We start from the raw sequence: 18,131 nt of genomic DNA, 5'->3' as shown, positions 1-18,131 counted from the left end.
CCACCTCGGGAGGACCGCCGCTGCCAGCTGTTGTCGGCCTTTGTAAACCGCAGTGCAGACTACCAAAGACTTCAGGCGCGTTGCGCACGCCCGTCGTTCCTAGCCGGTGCGCGCGCCCCGCAGGCGCAGCAGGCTGCGGTCGCGGCCGAGCAGTTCGAGCGACTCGAACAGCGGCGGGCTGACCGTCGCACCGGTGGCGGCCACCCGGATCGGGCCGAACGCCTTGCGCGGTTTGAGCCCCAGCCCCTCGACGAGCGCGCCCTTGAGCGCGTCCTCGATGTGCGCCGCGGTCCACTCGCGCACTTTGTCCAGCGCACTCAGAGCCGCGTCCAGTACCGCGTCGGCGTCCGGCCCGAGCTCCTTGGCGGCGGCCTTGGGGTCGATGGCGTATTCGTCGTCGTTGAGAAACTTCAGCAGGTCCCACGCGTCGCCGAGGACCACGATGCGGGTCTGCACCAGCCGGGCCGCCGCGGCGAAGCCGGCGTCGTCGAGCCCGGTGCGACTGCCGTGCGCACCCAAGTAGTCGCGCAGCCGGGCGGTGAAGTCGTCCGCGTCGAGCATGCGGATGTGCTCGGCGTTGAGCGCGTCGGCTTTCTTCTGGTCGAACCGGGCGGGGTTGGAATTGACGTCGACGACGTCGAAGGCGGCGACCATCTCGTCGAGGCTGAACAGGTCGTGGTCGTCGGCGATCGCCCAGCCGAGCAGCGCCAGGTAATTCAGCAGCCCCTCGGGGATGAAGCCGCGCTCCCGGTGGGTGAACAGGTTCGACTCCGGGTCTCGCTTCGAGAGCTTCTTCGTCCCCTCCCCCAACACGGTTGGCAGGTGCGCGAATTCCGGGGTCCGCTCGGCGACACCGATCCGGATCAGCGCCTGATACAGCGCCAACTGGCGGGGAGTCGAAGGCAGCAGATCCTCGCCCCGCAGCACGTGGGTGATCTTCATCAGCGCGTCGTCGCACGGGTTGACCAAGGTGTACAACGGATCTCCGCTGGCGCGGGTCAGCGCGAAATCGGGCACGCTGCCCGCGGCGAAGGTGGTAGGCCCACGCACCAGGTCGTCCCAGCCGAGGTCCTCGTCGGGCATCCGCAGCCGCACCACGGGCTTACGGCCCTCGGCCAGAAACGCCGAGCGCTGCGCGCCGGTCAGCTGCCGGTCGAAGTTGTCGTACCCCAGCTTGGGGTTGCGGCCGGCGGCGATGTGCCGCGCCTCGACCTCCTCCGGCGTGGAGAAGGCGTAGTAGGCCTCACCCGCTTCGAGCAGCCGGGCCACCACGTCGCGGTAGATGCCTTTGCGCTGCGACTGCCGGTACGGTCCGTAGGGGCCACCGACCTCGGGCCCCTCGTCCCAGTCGAGGCCGAGCCAGCGCAGCGCGTCGAGCAGCGCCAGGTAGCTTTCCTCGGTGTCGCGCTGCGCATCGGTGTCCTCGATGCGAAACACGAAGGTGCCGCCGGTGTGTCGGGCGTAGGCCCAGTTGAACAGCGCGGTGCGGACCATCCCGACGTGCGGGATTCCGGTGGGCGATGGGCAGAACCGGACTCGGACATCGGTGGTAAGATTCACGACTTTCCTTTGCGGACTACGGGATTGCGCAGGGTGCCGATTCCCTCGATGGTGACCGAGACGGTGTCGCCATCCTCGAGGGGACCCACCCCCGCCGGTGTCCCGGTGAGGATCAGGTCGCCGGGCAGCAGAGTCATCACGGCCGAGATCCACTCCACGATGGCGCCGATGTCGTGGATCATCAGCGAGGTGCGGCTGTGTTGCTTGGTTTCGCCGTTGACCTCGGTGCGCAATTCGAGGTCGGCCGCGTCCAGCGGCTCGAGGTCGGTGACGATCCAGGGCCCGACCGGGCAGAACGTGTCATGCCCCTTGGCCCGGGTCCACTGGCCGTCGGCCTGCTGCTGGTCGCGCGCCGAGACGTCGTTGCCGATCGTGTAGCCGAGAATGTTCTCGGCGGCCTTGGCGGCCGGGACGTCCTTGCACGCCCGGCCGATCACCACCGCCAACTCGCCCTCGAAGTGCACGGGTGATGCATTGGCAGGCAGCCGGATCGGCACGTTCGGTCCGATGATCGCCGTGCTGGGCTTGAGGAAGATGACCGGGTCCGCGGGCGCCGGGCCGGTCATGTTGCTCATCTCCGCGATGTGGTCGGCGTAGTTCTTGCCGACGCAGACCACCTTGCTGGCCAGGATCGGCGCCAGCAGCCGGACGTCGGCCAGCGGCCACGACCGGCCGGTGAAGGTGGGCGTGCCGAACGGATGCTCGGCGATCTCGCGGACGGTCATTCCGGCGGGATCGTCGGTTTCGCCCTCGATGCTGACGAAGGCGAATCTGCTCGAGGGGCCGTCCGGGCTGGCGATTCGACCAAGGCGCATTCGCTTGAGCCTAGTGACGATCGCGAGCGCGGCGCAGCCGGGCGTGGCGGGTCGTCACCATCGGCCTAGTCTGGCGACGATTCGGGCCGGGACGGCCCGCGGAGGAGCCAGACCATCGGGCCCCGTGACGATCGCGAGCGCGGCGCAGCCGGGCGCGGCGGGTCGTCACGTCGTCACGGGCCCCGTGCTTCCATTGACGTCTGCGCCCCGTGTGTAACCATGAGCAGATGCCGAACGACCCGGGCTCTACGGGCCAACTCAGTGCGGGCGCCCGGTGGTCGATCATGGCCATTTCGCTGGGGGTGACGGCGAGTTCGTTCCTGTTCATCAACGGCGTCGCCTTTCTGATCCCCTCGCTGGAGCTTGCCAACGGGATTCCGCTGACCGAAGCAAGTCTGCTGTCGTCGATGCCCAGCTTGGGCATGGTCGTCACCCTGGTGCTCTGGGGTTATGTGCTGGACCGCGTCGGCGAGCGCGTCGTGCTGACCGCGGGTTCCGCCCTGACCGCGGTGGCGGCCTATTCCGCGGCGTCGGTCCATTCGATGTTCCTGACCGGCCTGTACCTGTTCCTCGGCGGCATGGCCGCCGCGAGCTGCAACAGCGCCGGCGGACGGCTGGTTTCCGCGTGGTTCCCGCCGAATCAGCGCGGCATGGCCATGGGTATCCGCCAAACCGCTCAGCCCCTGGGAATCGCCTTGGGCGCGATGGTGATTCCCGAGCTCGCCGAACACGGCCCGCGATCGGGCCTGATGTTTCCGGCCTTCGCGTGCACGCTGGCGGCGGTGGCCGCGGCCATCGGGATCGTCGACCCGCCGCGAAAATCCCGGCGGGCGGCCACCGATCAGGAATTGGCCAGCCCCTACCGGGGGTCGCTGGTGCTGCCGCGCATCCACGCGGTGGCCGGTCTGCTGATGATGCCGCAGACGGTGACCGTGACGTTCATGCTGGTGTGGCTGATCAACAACCTGAAGTGGTCGATCGCGGCCGCCGGCGCCATGGTCACCCTCTCGCAGCTCCTGGGCGCCGCGGGCCGCATCACGGTCGGCCGCTGGTCGGACCGGATCGGCTCACGGATGCGGCCGGTCCGAATCATCGCCGGCGCGGCCGCCGTGACCCTCTTCCTGCTGGCGTGGGCCGATGATCTGAATTCGCGTTACCAGGTGCCGCTGATGATCGCCATCTCGGTGATCGCGGTCCTCGACAACGGGCTGGAGGCGACCGCGATCACCGAGTTCGCCGGGCCGTTCTGGAGCGGCCGCGCCCTGGGCATCCAGAACACCACGCAGCGGCTGATGGCGGCCGCCGCGCCACCGATGTTCGGTGCGCTGATCACGGCGTCGAGGTATCCCATCGCCTGGGCGCTGTGCGGGCTGTTCCCGTTGCTGGCGGTGCCGTTGGTGCCGGCGCGCCTGCTGCCGCCCGGACTCGAGGCTAGAGCGCGGCGGCGATCCGTTCGCCGACTTCGCCGGTGGCCGGCCGTTGCCTCCCGCGAGTCGACAGATAGGTCGCGACCGCCCGATCGACTCTGACGGCGGCGTCGTCTTCCCCCAGATGGGCGAGCAGCAGCGCCACCGACATGATCGCCGCGGTCGGGTCCGCGACTCCCCGCCCGGCGATATCCGGCGCGCTGCCGTGCACGGGCTCGAACATCGACGGGTTGGCGCGGGTGGCGTCGATGTTGCCACTGGCCGCCAGCCCGATTCCGCCACACACCGCCGCGGCCAGGTCGGTGATGATGTCGCCGAACAGGTTGTCGGTGACGATCACGTCGAAGCGCCCCGGATCGGTGACCAGGAAGATGGTGGCGGCGTCGACGTGCTGGTAGGCCACCTCCACGTCGGGGTATTCCGCGCCGACCTGCGCCACGATCCGCGACCACAGCGTCCCGGCGAACGTCAGCACGTTGGTCTTGTGCACCAATGTCAGGTGTCCGCGCCGCCGCCGGGCACGCTCGAACGCGTCGGCGACCACGCGACGTACCCCGAACGCGGTGTTCAGGCTCACCTCGGTGGCGACCTCGTGGGGCGTGCCGGCGCGGATCGCGCCGCCGGTACCCGTGTAGGGCCCTTCGGTTCCCTCACGCACCACCACGAAATCGATCTCCGGATTTCCGGCGAGCGGGCTGCTCACGCCTGGAAAGAGCCGGGCCGGCCGCAGGTTCACGTGATGGTCCAGCTCAAAACGCATGCGCAGCAACAGTCCTCGCTCCAGCACCCCGCTGGGCACCGAGGGGTCACCGATCGCCCCGAGCAGAATAGCGTCGTGCTCGCGCAGTTCGGCCAGCACCGAGTCCGGCAGCAGCTCGCCGGTGGCGTGGTACCGCCGGGCACCCAGGTCGTAGTCGGTCTTCTGCACGCCGGGCAGGACCGCGTCGAGCACCTTGACCGCCTCGGTCACCACCTCGGGGCCGATCCCGTCGCCGCCGATGACCGCGAGTTTCACGACAGGTCGACCACTTCGAGTTTGTTGGCGCTCACGGCGGCCGCGATCGCCGACCGCACCTGCGCGGGGACGTCCCGGTCCAGGCGCAGCAGGATGGTCGCTCCCGGCCCCGCGGCGTCCTCGGACAGCTGCGCGGCGTGGATGTTCACCCCGGCCCCGCCCAGCAGGGTGCCGATCTTGCCCAGCGCGCCGGGCTGGTCGACGTAGTTGATCACCAGGTTGGTGCCCTCGGCGCGCAGGTCGAAGTTGCGACCGTTGATCTGCACGATCTTCTCGGTCAGCTGCGGCCCCGACAACGTGCCGGCCACGTTGACCGTCGACCCGTCCGGCCCGACCGCCCGCACGTCGACCAGGCTGCGGTGGTTGGGGCTCTCCGAGGCCTTCGTGATCTGGGCGGTCACGCCGCGCTCCTCGGCCAGCGCGGGCGCGTTGACGAACGTCACGGTGTCCTCGATGACCGCCGAGAACAGACCGCGCAGCGCCGAAAGCCGCAGCACCTCGACGTCTTCGGCGGCCAGCTCGCCGCGCACCTGCACCGACACCGACGCCGGCAGTCCGCTGGACAGGGCGGCGGCCAGCACCCCCAGCTTGCGCACCAGGTCCAGCCAGGGCGCCACCTCTTCGCTGACCGCCCCGCCGCCGACGTTGACCGCGTCCGGGACGAACTCCCCGGCCAGGGCCAGCTTCACGCTTTCCGCGACGTCGGTGCCGGCCCGGTCCTGGGCCTCGGCCGTGGACGCGCCCAGGTGCGGCGTCACCACCACCTGCGGCAGCTCGAACAGCGGGCTCTCGGTGCACGGCTCCTTGGCGAAGACGTCGATACCGGCGCCGCGGACGTGGCCGCTGCTGATGGCATCGGCCAGTGCGGCCTCGTCCACCAGGCCACCGCGCGCGGCGTTGACGATGATGACGCCCGGCTTGGTCTTGGCCAGCGCCTCCTTGTCGATCAGCCCCGCCGTCTCGGGCGTCTTGGGCAGGTGCACCGAGATGAAGTCGGCGCGGGCCAGCAGGTCGTCGAGCGACAGCAGTTCGATGCCGAGCTGGGCGGCGCGGGACGCCGACACGTAGGGGTCGTAGGCGACGAGGTGCGCGCCGAAGGCCGCGAGCCGTTGGGCGACCAGTTGCCCGATCCGGCCCAGCCCGACGATGCCGGCGGTCTTGCCGAGGATCTCGGTGCCCGAGAACGACGACCGTTTCCAGGCGTGGGCGCGCAGGGAGGCGTCGGCGGCCGGGATCTGGCGGGCGGCGGCCAGCAGCAGGGCCATGGCGTGCTCCGCGGCGCTGTGGATGTTGGACGTCGGGGCGTTGACCACCAGCACCCCGCGCTCGGTGGCGGCGTCGACGTCGACGTTGTCCAGCCCCACGCCGGCGCGGGCCACGATCTTCAGCTTGGGGGCCGCCGCCAGCACCTCGGCGTCGACGGTGGTGGCCGAGCGCACCAGCAGCGCGTCGGCCTCACCCACCGCGGCCAACAGCTTCTCACGGTCGGGGCCGTCCACCCAGCGCACCTCCACCTGGTCTCCGAGCGCGGCGACGGTTGACGGGGCGAGTTTGTCGGCGATCAATACAACAGGCAGGTTCACGCGGTCAGCCTATCGGCTGCGGTTTTCGCGGGCGGCGGACGGTCGGCGCTTCGTCGGGCGGGGCCGCGGGCGCCGAGGTCCGGGTGCGCCACGTCGCCGAGACCCTCGACCCGCAGTCGTTCGCCCACAGCCCGGCGTGGACCGCGAACTACGAAGCGACCCAGGATCTTCCCGCCGCCACCGGTGACGACATCGTGTGGGCCGACGCGGTGATCTTCGGTTCGCCGACCCGATTCGGCTCCCCCGCAGCGCAATTGCGCGCCTTCCTCTACTCCTCGGGGACTCCCCGGGCGGGCTGTGGTCGCAGGGGCAAGCTCGCGGACCAGGTGTCTGCGGCCTTCACGTCCGCCAACACCCTGCACGGCGGCCAGGAGACGACGCTGCTCGCGCTGTACATCACGTTGATGCACTTCGGCGGCATCATCGTGCCGCCGGGATACACCGATCCGATGAAGTTCGTCGACGGCAACCCCTACGGGGTGAGCCTGGTCGCCACCCACGACAACATCGAGGACATCGACAAGGCCACCGCCGACGCGCTCGACCACCTGGCCCGCCGCGTGGTCACCACGGCGGGACGCCTCACGGCGTCCTGAGCCACCGAGCGTGCACTCACGGCGAGAAAATCGCGTAAAACTCGCCCTGAGTGCACATTCGGCGCGAAGCGCGGCTAGGCGGTCTCGGTGATCGGGCGGTCGACCCAGCTCATCAGGTCGCGCAGCTTCTTGCCGGTGACCTCGATGGGGTGCTCGGCGTTCTGCCTGCGCAGCTCCTCGAGCTGCTTGTTGCCGCCCTCGACGTTGGCGACCAGCTTCTTGACGAAGCTGCCGTTCTGGATGTCGCGCAGGATCTCGCGCATCCGCTCCTTGGTGCCGGCGTCGATGACCCGCGGACCCGACAGGTACCCGCCGAATTCCGCGGTGTCGGACACCGAGTAGTTCATCCGGGCGATGCCGCCCTCATACATCAGGTCGACGATCAGCTTCAGCTCGTGCAGCACCTCGAAGTACGCCATCTCCGGCGGGTAGCCCGCCTCCACCATCACGTCGAATCCGGTCTTCACCAATTCCTCTGTGCCGCCGCACAACACGGCCTGTTCGCCGAAGAGGTCGGTCTCCGTCTCGTCTTTGAACGTGGTCTTGATGACGCCGGCCCGGGTGCCGCCGATGCCCTTGGCGTAGGACAGCGCCAGCGCCTCGCCCTTCCCGGTCGGGTCCTGGTCTACGGCGATCAGGCACGGCACGCCCTTGCCGTCGACGAACTGCCGGCGCACCAGGTGCCCGGGGCCCTTCGGGGCGACCATGGCGACGGTGACCTCGGCAGGGGGCTTGATCAGCCCGAAATGGATGTTGAGCCCGTGCCCGAAGAACAGCGCGTCACCGTCTTTCAGGTTGGGCTCGATGTCGTTTTTGAAGATCTCCGCCTGGGCGGTGTCGGGGGCCAGCAGCATGATCACGTCGGCCCACCTGGCGACCTCCGCGGGGGTGTCGACCTCCAGGCCCTGCTCCTCGACCTTCGCCCGGGACTTCGAGCCCTCCTTGAGGCCCACCTTCACCTGCACGCCCGAGTCGCGCAGGCTCAGCGCGTGGGCATGCCCCTGGCTGCCGTAACCGATCACACCGACCTTGCGGCCGGCGATGATCGACAGATCTGCGTCGTCGTCGTAGAACATCTCCAATGCCTCGGATGGCACGTTCCCTATCTCCTTCGTGTTCGCAACAACTGAAATCTACTTGGTGCCCAAGCCCCGCGGACCGCGCGACAGCGACACCACTCCGGACTGGACGATCTCGCGGACACCGAACGGCTCCAGCACCCGCAGCAGCGCCTCGATCTTGCCGCGGTTGCCGGTGGCCTCGATGGTCAGCGCCTCCGGCGATACGTCGATCACCTTGGCGCGGAACAGGTTCACCGCTTCGATCACCTGGCTGCGGGTGCCGGCGTCGGCCCGCACCTTGATCAGCGCCAGCTCGCGCGACACCGAATTATCGTCGTCGAGCTCGACGATCTTGATGACGTTGATCAGCTTGTTGAGCTGCTTGGTCACCTGCTCGAGCGGGGTCTCCTCGGCGGAGACCACGATCGTCATCCGCGACATGTCCTTGCACTCGGTCGGGCCGACGGCCAACGACTCGATGTTGAACCCGCGCCGGGAGAACAGCGCCGCGATGCGGGCGAGCACGCCGGGCTTGTCTTCGACCAGCACCGACAACGTGTGGGTGGGGGGGGTCATCAGGCGTGCCCTTCGCTTTCGTCGTCGAACAGCGGCCGGATGCCGCGGGCCGCCTGGATCTCGTCGTTGCTGGTCCCGGCGGCCACCATCGGCCACACCTGGGCGTCGGCGCCGACGATGAAGTCGATGACCACCGGGCGGTCGTTGATCTCGCGCGCCGCGGCGATGACGTCGGCGACGTCTTCTGAACGCTCGCAACGAAATCCGACGCAGCCCAGCGCCTCGGCCAGCTTGACGAAGTCCGGGATGCGATGCGAGTGGGTGGCCAGGTCGGTCTGCGAGTACCGCTCCCCGTAGAACAGGGTCTGCCACTGGCGCACCATGCCCAGGTTGCCGTTGTTGATCAGCGCCACCTTGATCGGCACGCCCTCGATCGCGCAGGTGGCCAGCTCCTGGTTGGTCATCTGGAAGCAGCCGTCGCCGTCGATCGCCCACACCTCGGCGTCGGGGCGGGCGATCTTGGCGCCCATGGCCGCCGGGACGGCGAACCCCATGGTGCCCAACCCGCCGGAGTTGAGCCAGGTGCGCGGCTTCTCGTAGGAGATGAACTGCGCCGCCCACATCTGGTGTTGCCCAACGCCGGCGACGTACACCGCATCCGGTCCGGCGATCTGACCGAGCTTTTCGATCACGAGTTCCGGGCTCAGGCTGCCGTCGCTCTGCGGGCCGTAGCTCAGTGGGTAGGTCGACTTGACGTCGTCCAGATAGGTCCACCAGTCGGTCATGTCCGGGACGGGGGCGGTGCCGGCACCGCTGTGGTGGCGCAGCATCGCGATCAGCTCGGTGATGACCGCCTTGACGTCGCCGACGATCGGCACGTCGGCGTGCCGGTTCTTGCCGATCTCGGCCGGGTCGATGTCGGCGTGGATGACCTTGGCCTCCGGCGCGAAGGTGTCGAGCTTGCCGGTGACCCGGTCGTCGAACCGGGTGCCCAGCGCGATCAGCAGGTCGGCGCGCTGCAGACCCGCCACCGCCGCGACCGTGCCGTGCATGCCCGGCATGCCCAGGTGCTGGCGGTGGCTGTCCGGGAACGCCCCGCGCGCCATCAGCGTGGTGACCACCGGGATGCCGGTCAGCTCGGCCAGCTCGCGCAGCTGTTCGGTCGCCTCGCCGCGGATGACGCCGCCGCCCACGTAGAGCACCGGCTTGCGGGCGGCCGCGATTAGCTTGGCGGCCTCCCGGATCTGCCGGTTGTGCGGCTTGGTGTTCGGCTTGTAGCCGGGCAGGTCCATGCGCGGCGGCCAGCTGAAGGTGCACTGGCCCTGCAGCACGTCCTTGGGGATGTCGACGAGCACCGCGCCGGGGCGTCCGGTGGCGGCGATGTGGAACGCCTCGGCGATCACCCGCGGAATGTCGTCGCCGGCGCGGACCAGGAAGTTGTGTTTGGTGATCGGCATCGTGATGCCCGAGATGTCGGCCTCCTGGAACGCGTCGGTCCCGATCAGCGAACGCCCGACCTGCCCGGTGATGGCGACCACGGGTATCGAGTCCATCTGCGCGTCGGCCAGCGGGGTCACCAGGTTGGTCGCGCCCGGGCCCGAGGTCGCCATGCACACCCCGACCCTGCCGGTGGCGTGCGCGTAACCGCTGGCGGCATGCCCGGCGCCCTGCTCGTGGCGCACCAGCACGTGGCGCAGCTTCTTCGAGTCGAACAGCGGGTCGTAGACCGGCAGCACCGCGCCGCCCGGGATCCCGAAGATGACCTCGACGCCGAGTTCCTCCAGCGACCGGATCACCGACTGCGCGCCGGTGAGTTGATGCGGCGCAACATCTTTCGATGCGTCGATCGGGTTCTTCGCGGCGGGCTTGACCGCGTCCGAGGCGATGTCGGCCGCGCTGTGTGGCTGCGGGGTGTGCGGCCTGGTGGGAGCGCTCACTGTCGTCTGGTCCTTATTCACTCTGGGGGTCTCGCTGGGGGTCTCGCTGGGGGCAAGAAAAAACCCCCGTCAGCTCAGCTGCTGCACGAGGGTTGCGCGTTGGTGCTGGATCGCTTCAAATGCCGAAAAGCTGGTCAGACCCCAACGCGCCGACCAATTACTACGAGCATCCCGGGCTTTCCGGCGGTATCCATAACGTCCGACGTTAGCCTTCGCACTGCTCAGCCGTCAAATCCGGCGGGCGCCGGTATCGCCCGGCGTGACCGGTCACCATGGCGTCACACGCGGCACGGGGCAGCCCGCCGAGCGTGCGGTGGGATGATGCGGGGGTGGCTGCTGGACCGTCTTCCCGAACCCCCGTGGTGATCAAGATTTCGCCGATGGCACACCTGGCCGTCGGATTCTTCGCCCTCGGGTTGCTGATCCCGGTGCTGGCCTGGCCGCCGGCGGCGCCGCTGCTCGCCATCCCGGTGGTGCTCTCCGCGCTGATCGTGCGGCTGCGGACGGTCGCCGACGACCGCGGCGTCGCCGTCCGGACGCTGCTGGGCACCCGGACGGTCCGATGGGAGGAGATCGACGGGCTGCGCTTCCACAAGGGCTCGTGGGCGCGGGCGCACCTCAAAAGCGGCGCGGACCTGCGGCTGCCCGCGGTCGACTTCGCTTCGCTGCCCAAGCTGACCGCGGCCAGCTCCGGGCGGGTGCCCAACCCCTATCGGTAGGGGTTTCAGGTGATCGGATTGACGCCGTTGAGCAGCACCCACACCCCGATGCCGGCGGCGATGCCGGCCAGCAGGGCGACGAACGACCCGATGAAGGGCCGGTGCGCCCAGCCCCGGCCGGCGTCGAGGCCGTAGCGGCCCGGTCCGCACAGGATCACGGCCACGGCCAGGACGATCAGCGTGATCTGGTACTCGTGCCCGTCCGGCAGGAAGTACGAGAAGGTGCGAGCATGCGGCCGCGCCGAGACGGTGGCCAACAGGCCGTTGATCAGGAAGGCGAGCGCACCCGCCGCGGCGAGCGGGGTGAACAACCCCAGCACCAGCAGCACCCCCGCGACGGCCTCGCCGCCGGCGCTGACGTAGGCCAGGATGTCCGCGTGCTGGTAGCCGACGTCGGACAGCGAGTTCCTGAACCCCGTGACGCCCGAACCGCCCCACCAGCCGAACAGCTTCTGCAGGCCGTGGGCGCCCAGCACGACCCCGAGCCCGACGCGCAGCACCAGCAGACCCAGGTACTGGGTGCCGCGGCGGCCGACGGCGTGCTCGCGGTCGTCGCTCTCGTCGGCATCGATGTGGACGGGCTCGACGGACGCGGGCCGGGCCGGGACATGAGGTTGGACGTAGGGCAGGGGCTCCTGGTCGTCGAGGAGGTTGTACGCCGGTGCGCTGTGACCACCCGCCTGGTTCGGGTCGGCGTACGGGATGACGGTGGTGGTGCCGAAGTCACCCGGGTACCCGGCCGGCGTCAGGTCGTCTTCGGGGTCGACCAAGCGTGCCGAGGCGGGGCGACCCGGGATCGGCTCCGGGGATTGGTCCGGCCGCTGCCACGGTGCGTCATGCGATTGACTGGTCACGCGTGTCAGGGTAAGGGCATTTATGCCCGAATTGGGGATTTGAGCGGCGCTTTCGCCCGGCAATCGGCGCTCATACCGCCGAAATGGTCCGTCGAGCCCCCGAATCACCCGAATCGTCCCGTCGGGGGGCCACCGGAGGGCGGGAACGCGCCCCCACGCGCGGGCCTGTGGCGACCGCGCTGGAGTTGTCCGTAGCCTGTCGGTCATGCGACTACGGCGCTTGGTGCGGGGCGGGCTCGCCGCACTTTCCGCGGTTGTGCTGGTGTCGAGCGGCTGCGCACGGTTCAACGACGCCCAATCCCAGCCCTTCACCACCAACCCGGAGCTCAAGCCGCAGCCCAGCTCGACGCCTCCCCCGCCGCCGCCGCTGCCGCCCACGCCGTTCCCCAAGGAGTGCCCGGCCCCGGGGGTGATGCAGGGCTGCCTGGGCAGCACCAGCGGCCTCATCATGGGCATGGACAGCAAAACCGCGCTGGTCGCCGAGCGCCTCACCGGGGCGGTCAAGGACATCTCGGTCAGCGCCGAACCGAAGGTGAAGACCGTCATCCCGGTCGACCCGTCCGGGGACGGCGGCCTGATGGACATCGTGCTGTCGCCGACCTACAGCCAGGACCGCCTGATGTATGCCTACATCAGCACGCCCACCGACAACCGGGTGATCCGGATCGCCGACGGCGACATCCCCAAGGACATCCTGACCGGCATCCCCAAGGGGGCGACGGGCAACATGGGGGCGCTGGTCTTCACCAGCCCCACCACCCTGGTCGTGATGACCGGCGACGCGGGCAACCCCGCGATGGCCGCCGATCCCAATTCGCTGGCCGGCAAGGTGCTGCGCATCGAGCAGCCGACCACCGTCGGCCAGGCGCCGCCGACGACGGCCCTGTCGGGCATCGGCTCGGGCGGCGGCCTGTGCATCGACCCCGTCGACGGGTCGCTGTATGTCGCCGACCGCACCCCGACCGCGGACCGGTTGCAGCGCATCACCAAGACCTCGGAGGTCTCCGCGGTGTGGACGTGGCCGGACAAGCCCGGCGTGGCCGGCTGCGCGGCGATGGACGGCACCGTGCTGATCAACCTGATCAACCCCAAGCTGACGGTGGCGGTGCGGCTGGCCCCCTCCACGGGCGCGGTCACCGGTGAGCCCGACGTCGTGCGCAAGGACACCCATGCCCACGCCTGGGCGCTGCGGATGTCGCCGGACGGCAACGTGTGGGGCGCGACCGTCAACAAGACCGACGGGGACGCCCAGAAGCTCGACGACGTGGTCTTTCCGCTGTTCCCGCAGGGCGGCGGCTTCCCGCGCAACAACGACGACAAGACGTGACGGGTGGCGGCCGGCTCACAGCCCGCCGAGGGTGAACCGGACGCCGTACCGGCGCGCGGCGTCGGCCGGCGCCCTGTCGAAAAGCCGCTGCGACGTCTGGTGCCCGGGGTCGGCGTCGTCGAAGTCGGACAGGTACAGCGGTTCCTCGGAGGACTCGGGGGCCCAGGTTGCGACGGGCGCCAGCAGGCACGCCATGTGGTCCCCGATAGGGAGGCGGTCCACCGTCCTGCCGACGAACCAGGCGATCGCGGCGTCGAGGATCGGCATGCCCGCAGGGCCGGCGCGCCACGAACAACGATCGAAACTGTCCGACGCCGAACGGGTTTGGTCGCCGAACAGTTCGGCGATCCCACGCTGCTGGCGCGGCAGGACGTGCACGGCCAGATGCTGCGATCGGCTCGCCGCCTCGAAGCCATGGCTTTTCCTGGCGATGCCGACCAGAAACCCGGGCGGGTCGACGCTGGCCTGGTTGGCGAAGCTGACCAGGCAGCCCGAGGGCCGGCCGTTGTCGTGGGTCGTCACCACGAACACCGGATGGTCCAGCATCGCCATGAGGTCTTCGAACGATTCATCCACCACATGACCATCATGGGTGCGCGCGACGGGCTTTGGCCAGGTTTTTCCCGTGACCGTTCGCGTGCCGGCCCCCGGGGCGTTACCCCTGCCCGCAGGCGGCCAGGACGAGTTCGCGCACCCGCGCCGCGTCGGCCTGTCCGCGGGTGGCCTTCATGACCGCGCCGACGATCGCGCCCGCCGCGGCCACCTTGCCGCCGCGGATCTTCTCCGCCACATCGGGGTTGGCGGCCAGGGCCTCGTCGACGGCGGCCTGGGTCACCGAGTCGTCGCGCACCAGCACCAGACCCCGGGCGATCATCACCTGCTCGGGTTCGCCTTCGCCGGCCAGCACCCCCTCCACGACCTGGCGGGCCAGCTTGTTGGACAGTTTGCCCTCGTCGACCAGCGCCGCCACGGCGGCGACCTGGGCGGGCGTGACGGCGAGCTCGTCGAGGGAGACGCCGGCCTCGTTGGCCTTCTGCACCAGGAAGTTGCCCCACCAGGCGCGCGCCTGCTCGCTGGAGGCGCCGTGCCGAACGGTCGCCGTGACCAGTTCGACGGCTCCGGCGTTGACGAGATCGCGCATCACCTCGTCGGACACACCCCACTCCTGCTGAATCCGCTTGCGGCTCAGCCACGGTAGCTCGGGGATGGTTAGCCGTAGCTGCTCGACCAGCTCGCGGCTGGGCGCCACGGGCTCCAGGTCGGGCTCGGGGAAGTAGCGGTAGTCCTCGGCGGTCTCCTTGACACGGCCCGGGCTGGTGTAACCCGCCTCGTGAAAGTGCCTGGTCTCCTGGGTGATCCGGCCGCCGGAGGCCAGAACCGCGCCCTGGCGCTGCATTTCGTAGCGCACGGCGACCTCGACGCTGCGCAGCGAGTTGACGTTCTTGGTCTCGGTGCGGGTGCCGAACTCGGCCCTCCCGGCCGGTTTCAGCGACACGTTGGCATCGCAGCGCATCGAGCCCTGGTCCATCCGGACATCGGAAACGTCCAACGCCCGCAACAGGTCTCGCAGCGCCGTCACGTACGCCCGGGCGATCTGCGGCGCCCGCGCCCCGGCCCCGACGATCGGCTTGGTGACGATCTCGATCAGCGGCACGCCGGCCCGGTTGTAGTCGATCAGCGACGTCGTCGCCCCGTGGATGCGCCCGGTCTCGCTGCCCAGGTGGGTCAGCTTTCCGGTGTCCTCCTCCATGTGCGCGCGCTCGATCGCCACCCGCCAGGTGGTGCCGTCTTCCAGCGGCGCCTCGAGGTAGCCGTCGACGGCGATGGGCTCGTCGTACTGCGAGATCTGATAGTTCTTCGGCATGTCCGGGTAGAAGTAGTTCTTGCGGGCGAAGCGGCACCACGGCACGATCTCGCAGTTCAGCGCCAGCCCGATCCGGATCGCCGAGTCCACCGCGGCGCGGTTGAGCACCGGCAGCGAGCCGGGCAGGCCCAGGCAGACGGGGCACACCTGGGTGTTGGGTTCGGCGCCGAAGGCGGTGGCGCAGCCGCAGAACATCTTGGTCGCGGTGGACAGCTCGACGTGCACCTCGAGCCCGAGCACCGGGTCGAAGCGCGCGACGACATCGTCGTAATCCAGCAGTTCGGCGCCGGCGGCAACGGTCATGCGTCGATCCTAGTGGCGCTGCGGCACCGCGCGCTGAGTCCCCCTGCCGGGGAACATGTCGGCCAGCGTGGCCGCCAACTCCAGGTAGCTGCGCCTGCTCTGCCCGCTGAGGCGGTCCAGCGCGATCGCTCTGCCCTGCTGCACATGCCGGTCGAACGGCAGCACCACCACGGCGGCGACGCGGGCCGACAACTGGTCGAGCTCCTTGACCGCCACGTCGTTCACCCGGGTGTTCGTCACATGGTTGATCGCGAGCACCGTCGATTTCAGCAATCGCCCATATCCGTTGTTGCCCAACCAGTCCAGCGTGGTCTTCGTCTTGCGTATCGCATCGATGGACACCCCGGTCACCACCACGACGGCGCGCGACTCGGGCAGCACGGCCTCCATCACCGGCGAATTGAGCGACTTGACGCAGTCCACCAGCACCACCGAATAGTGCTTGCGCAGGATCGAAAAGGCTTTGACGACGTCGGCGGGCTCGAGCCGCCAATCGGTGCGCGCGGGGTCCGGCGGGCCGAGCGCCTCCAGGCCGACGCTGTTCATGTAGGTGTGCGCGCGAACGTCGGGGTACCGGGTGGCCGCACCGTGGGTGAGCAGCTCCGCCATGCTCAGGGTGTTCGGGCGGCCGTGCCGCTCCGCGAGGCTGCCGGCGTCGAGGTCGACGGCGACGACGCGGTCGTCCCGCATCCGGGCGAAGGTGGAACCGAGCGCCTCGACCACCGAGGTCTTGCCGACACCACCTTTGAGGTTGAGGACGGCGATGGGGAATGCGCCGCAGACCGGGGTCCGGATGCGTTCACGCAGCCGGACTTCGTAGGCGGCGCGTCTGCCCGGCCCGAGGTCGATTCCGGTGATGCGCCGCACCAGGCGTCGCCAGCCGGGCCCCGACGGGCTCTCGGCGTCGCGCTCGTCGAGGACGTCGAGCGACGTCCCGCCCGGCACCCACTCGCGGCCGAACACCGGCGCGGCCTGGCGTGCCGGGGTCGGTGCCCCCGCCGGCGGTCCCGACGGCTGCCGCGCGGCCGCAGCCGGACGGTAGGGCTGCGGGACGGTCGCCGACGCCGAGGAGGGCCCCGCGGGCGGGCGGGGCGGGACCGACGGACGGGGCGGCGGGCCCGCTGGTCCCGCCGGTCCGGCCGGCTGCTGAACGACTCCGCGAAGCGAACCGCGGTTGCGCATAGCTCCGGTATAACCGCTTTCGGCGGGTGGGGAAACCGCGGCATGGCGCGCGACCGGCGAGAACGGCCCGATCCCCCGGCGAATTCAGGCAATCGTCAGCCGGGCGCCACCGGATGTTCGCCGAGCCGGCCGGCCTCAGCCGAAGAAAGCCGCGGCGTCGTCGTAGCGGCTGGGAGGCACCAGCTTGAGCCGGCGCACCGCGTCGGCCAGCGCCACCCGGCCGATGTCCTGCCCGCGCAGCGACACCATCTGCCCGTATTCGCCGGCGTGCGCGGCGTCGGCGGCGTTGACGCCGAACCGGGTGGCCAGCACCCGATCGTAGGCCGTCGGGGTGCCGCCGCGCTGGACGTGGCCGAGCACCGTCACCCGCACTTCCTTGTTGATCCGCTTTTCCACCTCGACCGCCAGCTGGGCGGCCACACCGGTGAAACGCTCATGGCCGAACTCGTCGATCCCGCCCTCGCGCAACGCGATTGACCCGGCCACCGGTTTGGCGCCTTCGGCCACCACGCAGATGAAGTGCGAATCGCCCCGCTGGAAACGACGTTTGACCAGCCGGCACACCTCCTCGATGTCGAAGGGCTGCTCGGGGATCAGCGTCATGTGCGCGCCGGAGGCCAGCCCGGCGTTCAGCGCGATCCAGCCCGCATGCCTGCCCATCACCTCGACCAGCATCACCCGCTGGTGGGATTCGGCGGTGCTGTGCAGCCGGTCGATGGCCTCGGTGGCCACGGTCAGCGCCGTGTCGTGGCCGAAAGTGACGTCGGTGCAATCGATGTCGTTGTCGATGGTCTTCGGCACACCGACCACGGGGACGTTCTCCTCCGACAGCCAGTGCGCGGCCGTCAGGGTGCCCTCGCCGCCGATGGGGATCAGCACGTCGATGCCGTTGTCGTCGAGGGTCTGCTTGATCTGGTCCAGCCCGGCCCGCAGCTTGTCGGGGTGTACGCGGGCGGTGCCCAGCATCGTTCCGCCCTTGGCCAGCAGCCGGTCGTTACGGTCGTCGTCGTGCAGCTGGATGCGCCGGTTCTCCAGCAGGCCGCGCCACCCGTCCTGGAACCCGACCACCGAGGAGCCGTACCGGGCGTCGCAGGTGCGCACCACCGCCCGGATCACGGCGTTGAGCCCGGGGCAGTCTCCGCCCCCCGTGAGAACTCCGATCCGCATGTCCTCATCTTGCACCGTGGCCCGCCAGGTGGGGCGAGCAGACGCAAAAACACCCCAAAACGCGCAGTTTTGGGGGCTTTTGCGTCTGCTCGCCCTGATATGGAATCGGTTTTGTCAAGTGGGCAGGGGGAAGCGGGGGGGCCTAGCCCACGACGGGGGGGGCCCAGCCGGGGTACCTGAAATACTGGGGGGGTTGTTGTGTTTT

General features: G+C 69.7%; 16 protein-coding genes. 4 read left to right on the top strand and 12 right to left on the bottom strand.

The annotated features are described in order from the left end of the window. Positions 1 to 99 precede the first annotated feature (99 nt). Positions 100 to 1,560 carry a glutamate--tRNA ligase gene (gene gltX / locus FPZ47_RS11335; protein ID WP_144951364.1) on the bottom strand — a complete coding sequence of 487 codons (1,461 nt, stop codon included), beginning with the start codon at positions 1,558 to 1,560 and terminating at the stop codon, positions 100 to 102. Next, positions 1,557 to 2,375: a fumarylacetoacetate hydrolase family protein gene (locus FPZ47_RS11330; protein ID WP_144951367.1), complete on the bottom strand. Its 819-nt coding sequence runs from the start codon at positions 2,373 to 2,375 to the stop codon at positions 1,557 to 1,559. Before FPZ47_RS11330 ends, gltX begins: the two co-directional genes overlap by 4 nt. Positions 2,376 to 2,602: 227 nt before the next feature. Between FPZ47_RS11330 and FPZ47_RS11325 the strand changes: the two genes are divergently transcribed. Continuing rightward, complete coding sequence (locus tag FPZ47_RS11325) at positions 2,603 to 3,904, top strand: MFS transporter (protein WP_144951369.1); 1,302 nt, start codon at positions 2,603 to 2,605, stop codon at positions 3,902 to 3,904. Here FPZ47_RS11325 and FPZ47_RS11320 read toward each other — a convergent pair. Further along, positions 3,807 to 4,817, bottom strand: coding sequence for a 3-isopropylmalate dehydrogenase (locus FPZ47_RS11320; RefSeq protein ID WP_144951371.1), 1,011 nt, complete (start codon positions 4,815 to 4,817; stop codon positions 3,807 to 3,809). The genes FPZ47_RS11325 and FPZ47_RS11320 overlap by 98 nt on opposite strands. Beyond that, positions 4,814 to 6,400, bottom strand: a complete 1,587-nt coding sequence (gene serA, locus FPZ47_RS11315) for a phosphoglycerate dehydrogenase (RefSeq protein ID WP_144951373.1) — start codon at positions 6,398 to 6,400, stop codon at positions 4,814 to 4,816. The genes FPZ47_RS11320 and serA overlap by 4 nt, the downstream gene beginning before the upstream one ends. Positions 6,401 to 6,411: 11 nt before the next feature. On the opposite strand from serA, the gene FPZ47_RS11310 reads away from it, so the two are divergent. After that, positions 6,412 to 6,996: an NAD(P)H-dependent oxidoreductase gene (locus FPZ47_RS11310; RefSeq protein ID WP_246133394.1), complete on the top strand. Its 585-nt coding sequence runs from the start codon at positions 6,412 to 6,414 to the stop codon at positions 6,994 to 6,996. Between the two features lie 74 nt (positions 6,997 to 7,070). Here FPZ47_RS11310 and ilvC read toward each other — a convergent pair whose 3' ends face one another. The 3 genes from ilvC to FPZ47_RS11295 are packed head-to-tail and all read right to left on the bottom strand — an operon-like array spanning position 7,071 to position 10,510. After that, positions 7,071 to 8,072 (bottom strand): ketol-acid reductoisomerase, encoded by a 1,002-nt coding sequence (ilvC, locus tag FPZ47_RS11305; RefSeq protein WP_144951390.1) that lies wholly within the window; start codon positions 8,070 to 8,072, stop codon positions 7,071 to 7,073. A 57-nt stretch (positions 8,073 to 8,129) separates the two neighbouring features. Then, entirely contained in the window at positions 8,130 to 8,633 is a 504-nt protein-coding gene (gene ilvN / locus FPZ47_RS11300) for an acetolactate synthase small subunit (protein ID WP_144951375.1), read from the bottom strand. After that, positions 8,633 to 10,510, bottom strand: a complete 1,878-nt coding sequence (locus FPZ47_RS11295; protein WP_144951378.1) for an acetolactate synthase large subunit — start codon at positions 10,508 to 10,510, stop codon at positions 8,633 to 8,635. Before FPZ47_RS11295 ends, ilvN begins: the two co-directional genes overlap by 1 nt. Before the next feature lie 380 nt (positions 10,511 to 10,890). Here FPZ47_RS11295 and FPZ47_RS11290 point away from each other — a divergent pair, with 380 nt between their 5' ends. Then, positions 10,891 to 11,229 carry a PH domain-containing protein gene (locus FPZ47_RS11290; RefSeq protein WP_144951380.1) on the top strand — a complete coding sequence of 113 codons (339 nt, stop codon included), beginning with the start codon at positions 10,891 to 10,893 and terminating at the stop codon, positions 11,227 to 11,229. 5 nt (positions 11,230 to 11,234) lie between these two features. Here the strand turns inward: FPZ47_RS11290 and FPZ47_RS11285 are convergent, their stop codons facing one another. Next, entirely contained in the window at positions 11,235 to 12,083 is an 849-nt protein-coding gene (locus FPZ47_RS11285; RefSeq protein ID WP_144951382.1) for a DoxX family protein, read from the bottom strand. Positions 12,084 to 12,288: 205 nt separating this feature from the next. Here FPZ47_RS11285 and FPZ47_RS11280 point away from each other — a divergent pair, with 205 nt between their 5' ends. Further along, positions 12,289 to 13,410, top strand: coding sequence for a PQQ-dependent sugar dehydrogenase (locus FPZ47_RS11280; RefSeq protein ID WP_144951384.1), 1,122 nt, complete (start codon positions 12,289 to 12,291; stop codon positions 13,408 to 13,410). 15 nt (positions 13,411 to 13,425) lie between these two features. On the opposite strand, the gene FPZ47_RS11275 is transcribed toward FPZ47_RS11280, so the two are convergent. The 4 genes from FPZ47_RS11275 to FPZ47_RS11260 form a co-directional block, all read right to left on the bottom strand. After that, positions 13,426 to 13,989 (bottom strand): flavin reductase family protein, encoded by a 564-nt coding sequence (locus tag FPZ47_RS11275; protein ID WP_425461776.1) that lies wholly within the window; start codon positions 13,987 to 13,989, stop codon positions 13,426 to 13,428. Positions 13,990 to 14,065: 76 nt separating this feature from the next. Further along, entirely contained in the window at positions 14,066 to 15,577 is a 1,512-nt protein-coding gene (gene gatB / locus FPZ47_RS11270; protein WP_144951386.1) for an Asp-tRNA(Asn)/Glu-tRNA(Gln) amidotransferase subunit GatB, read from the bottom strand. Positions 15,578 to 15,586: 9 nt separating this feature from the next. Next, positions 15,587 to 16,540: a MinD/ParA family ATP-binding protein gene (locus tag FPZ47_RS11265; protein WP_246133395.1), complete on the bottom strand. Its 954-nt coding sequence runs from the start codon at positions 16,538 to 16,540 to the stop codon at positions 15,587 to 15,589. 354 nt (positions 16,541 to 16,894) lie between these two features. Beyond that, complete coding sequence (locus FPZ47_RS11260) at positions 16,895 to 17,926, bottom strand: ATP-dependent 6-phosphofructokinase (RefSeq protein WP_144957429.1); 1,032 nt, start codon at positions 17,924 to 17,926, stop codon at positions 16,895 to 16,897. Between the last annotated feature and the right edge of the window lie 205 nt (positions 17,927 to 18,131).

The organism is Mycobacterium helveticum (genome assembly GCF_007714205.1).
GTDB lineage: Bacteria > Actinomycetota > Actinomycetes > Mycobacteriales > Mycobacteriaceae > Mycobacterium > Mycobacterium helveticum.
Note: the sequence above shows the minus strand (reverse complement) of the source record. Positions and strands in the feature narration are given on the sequence as shown.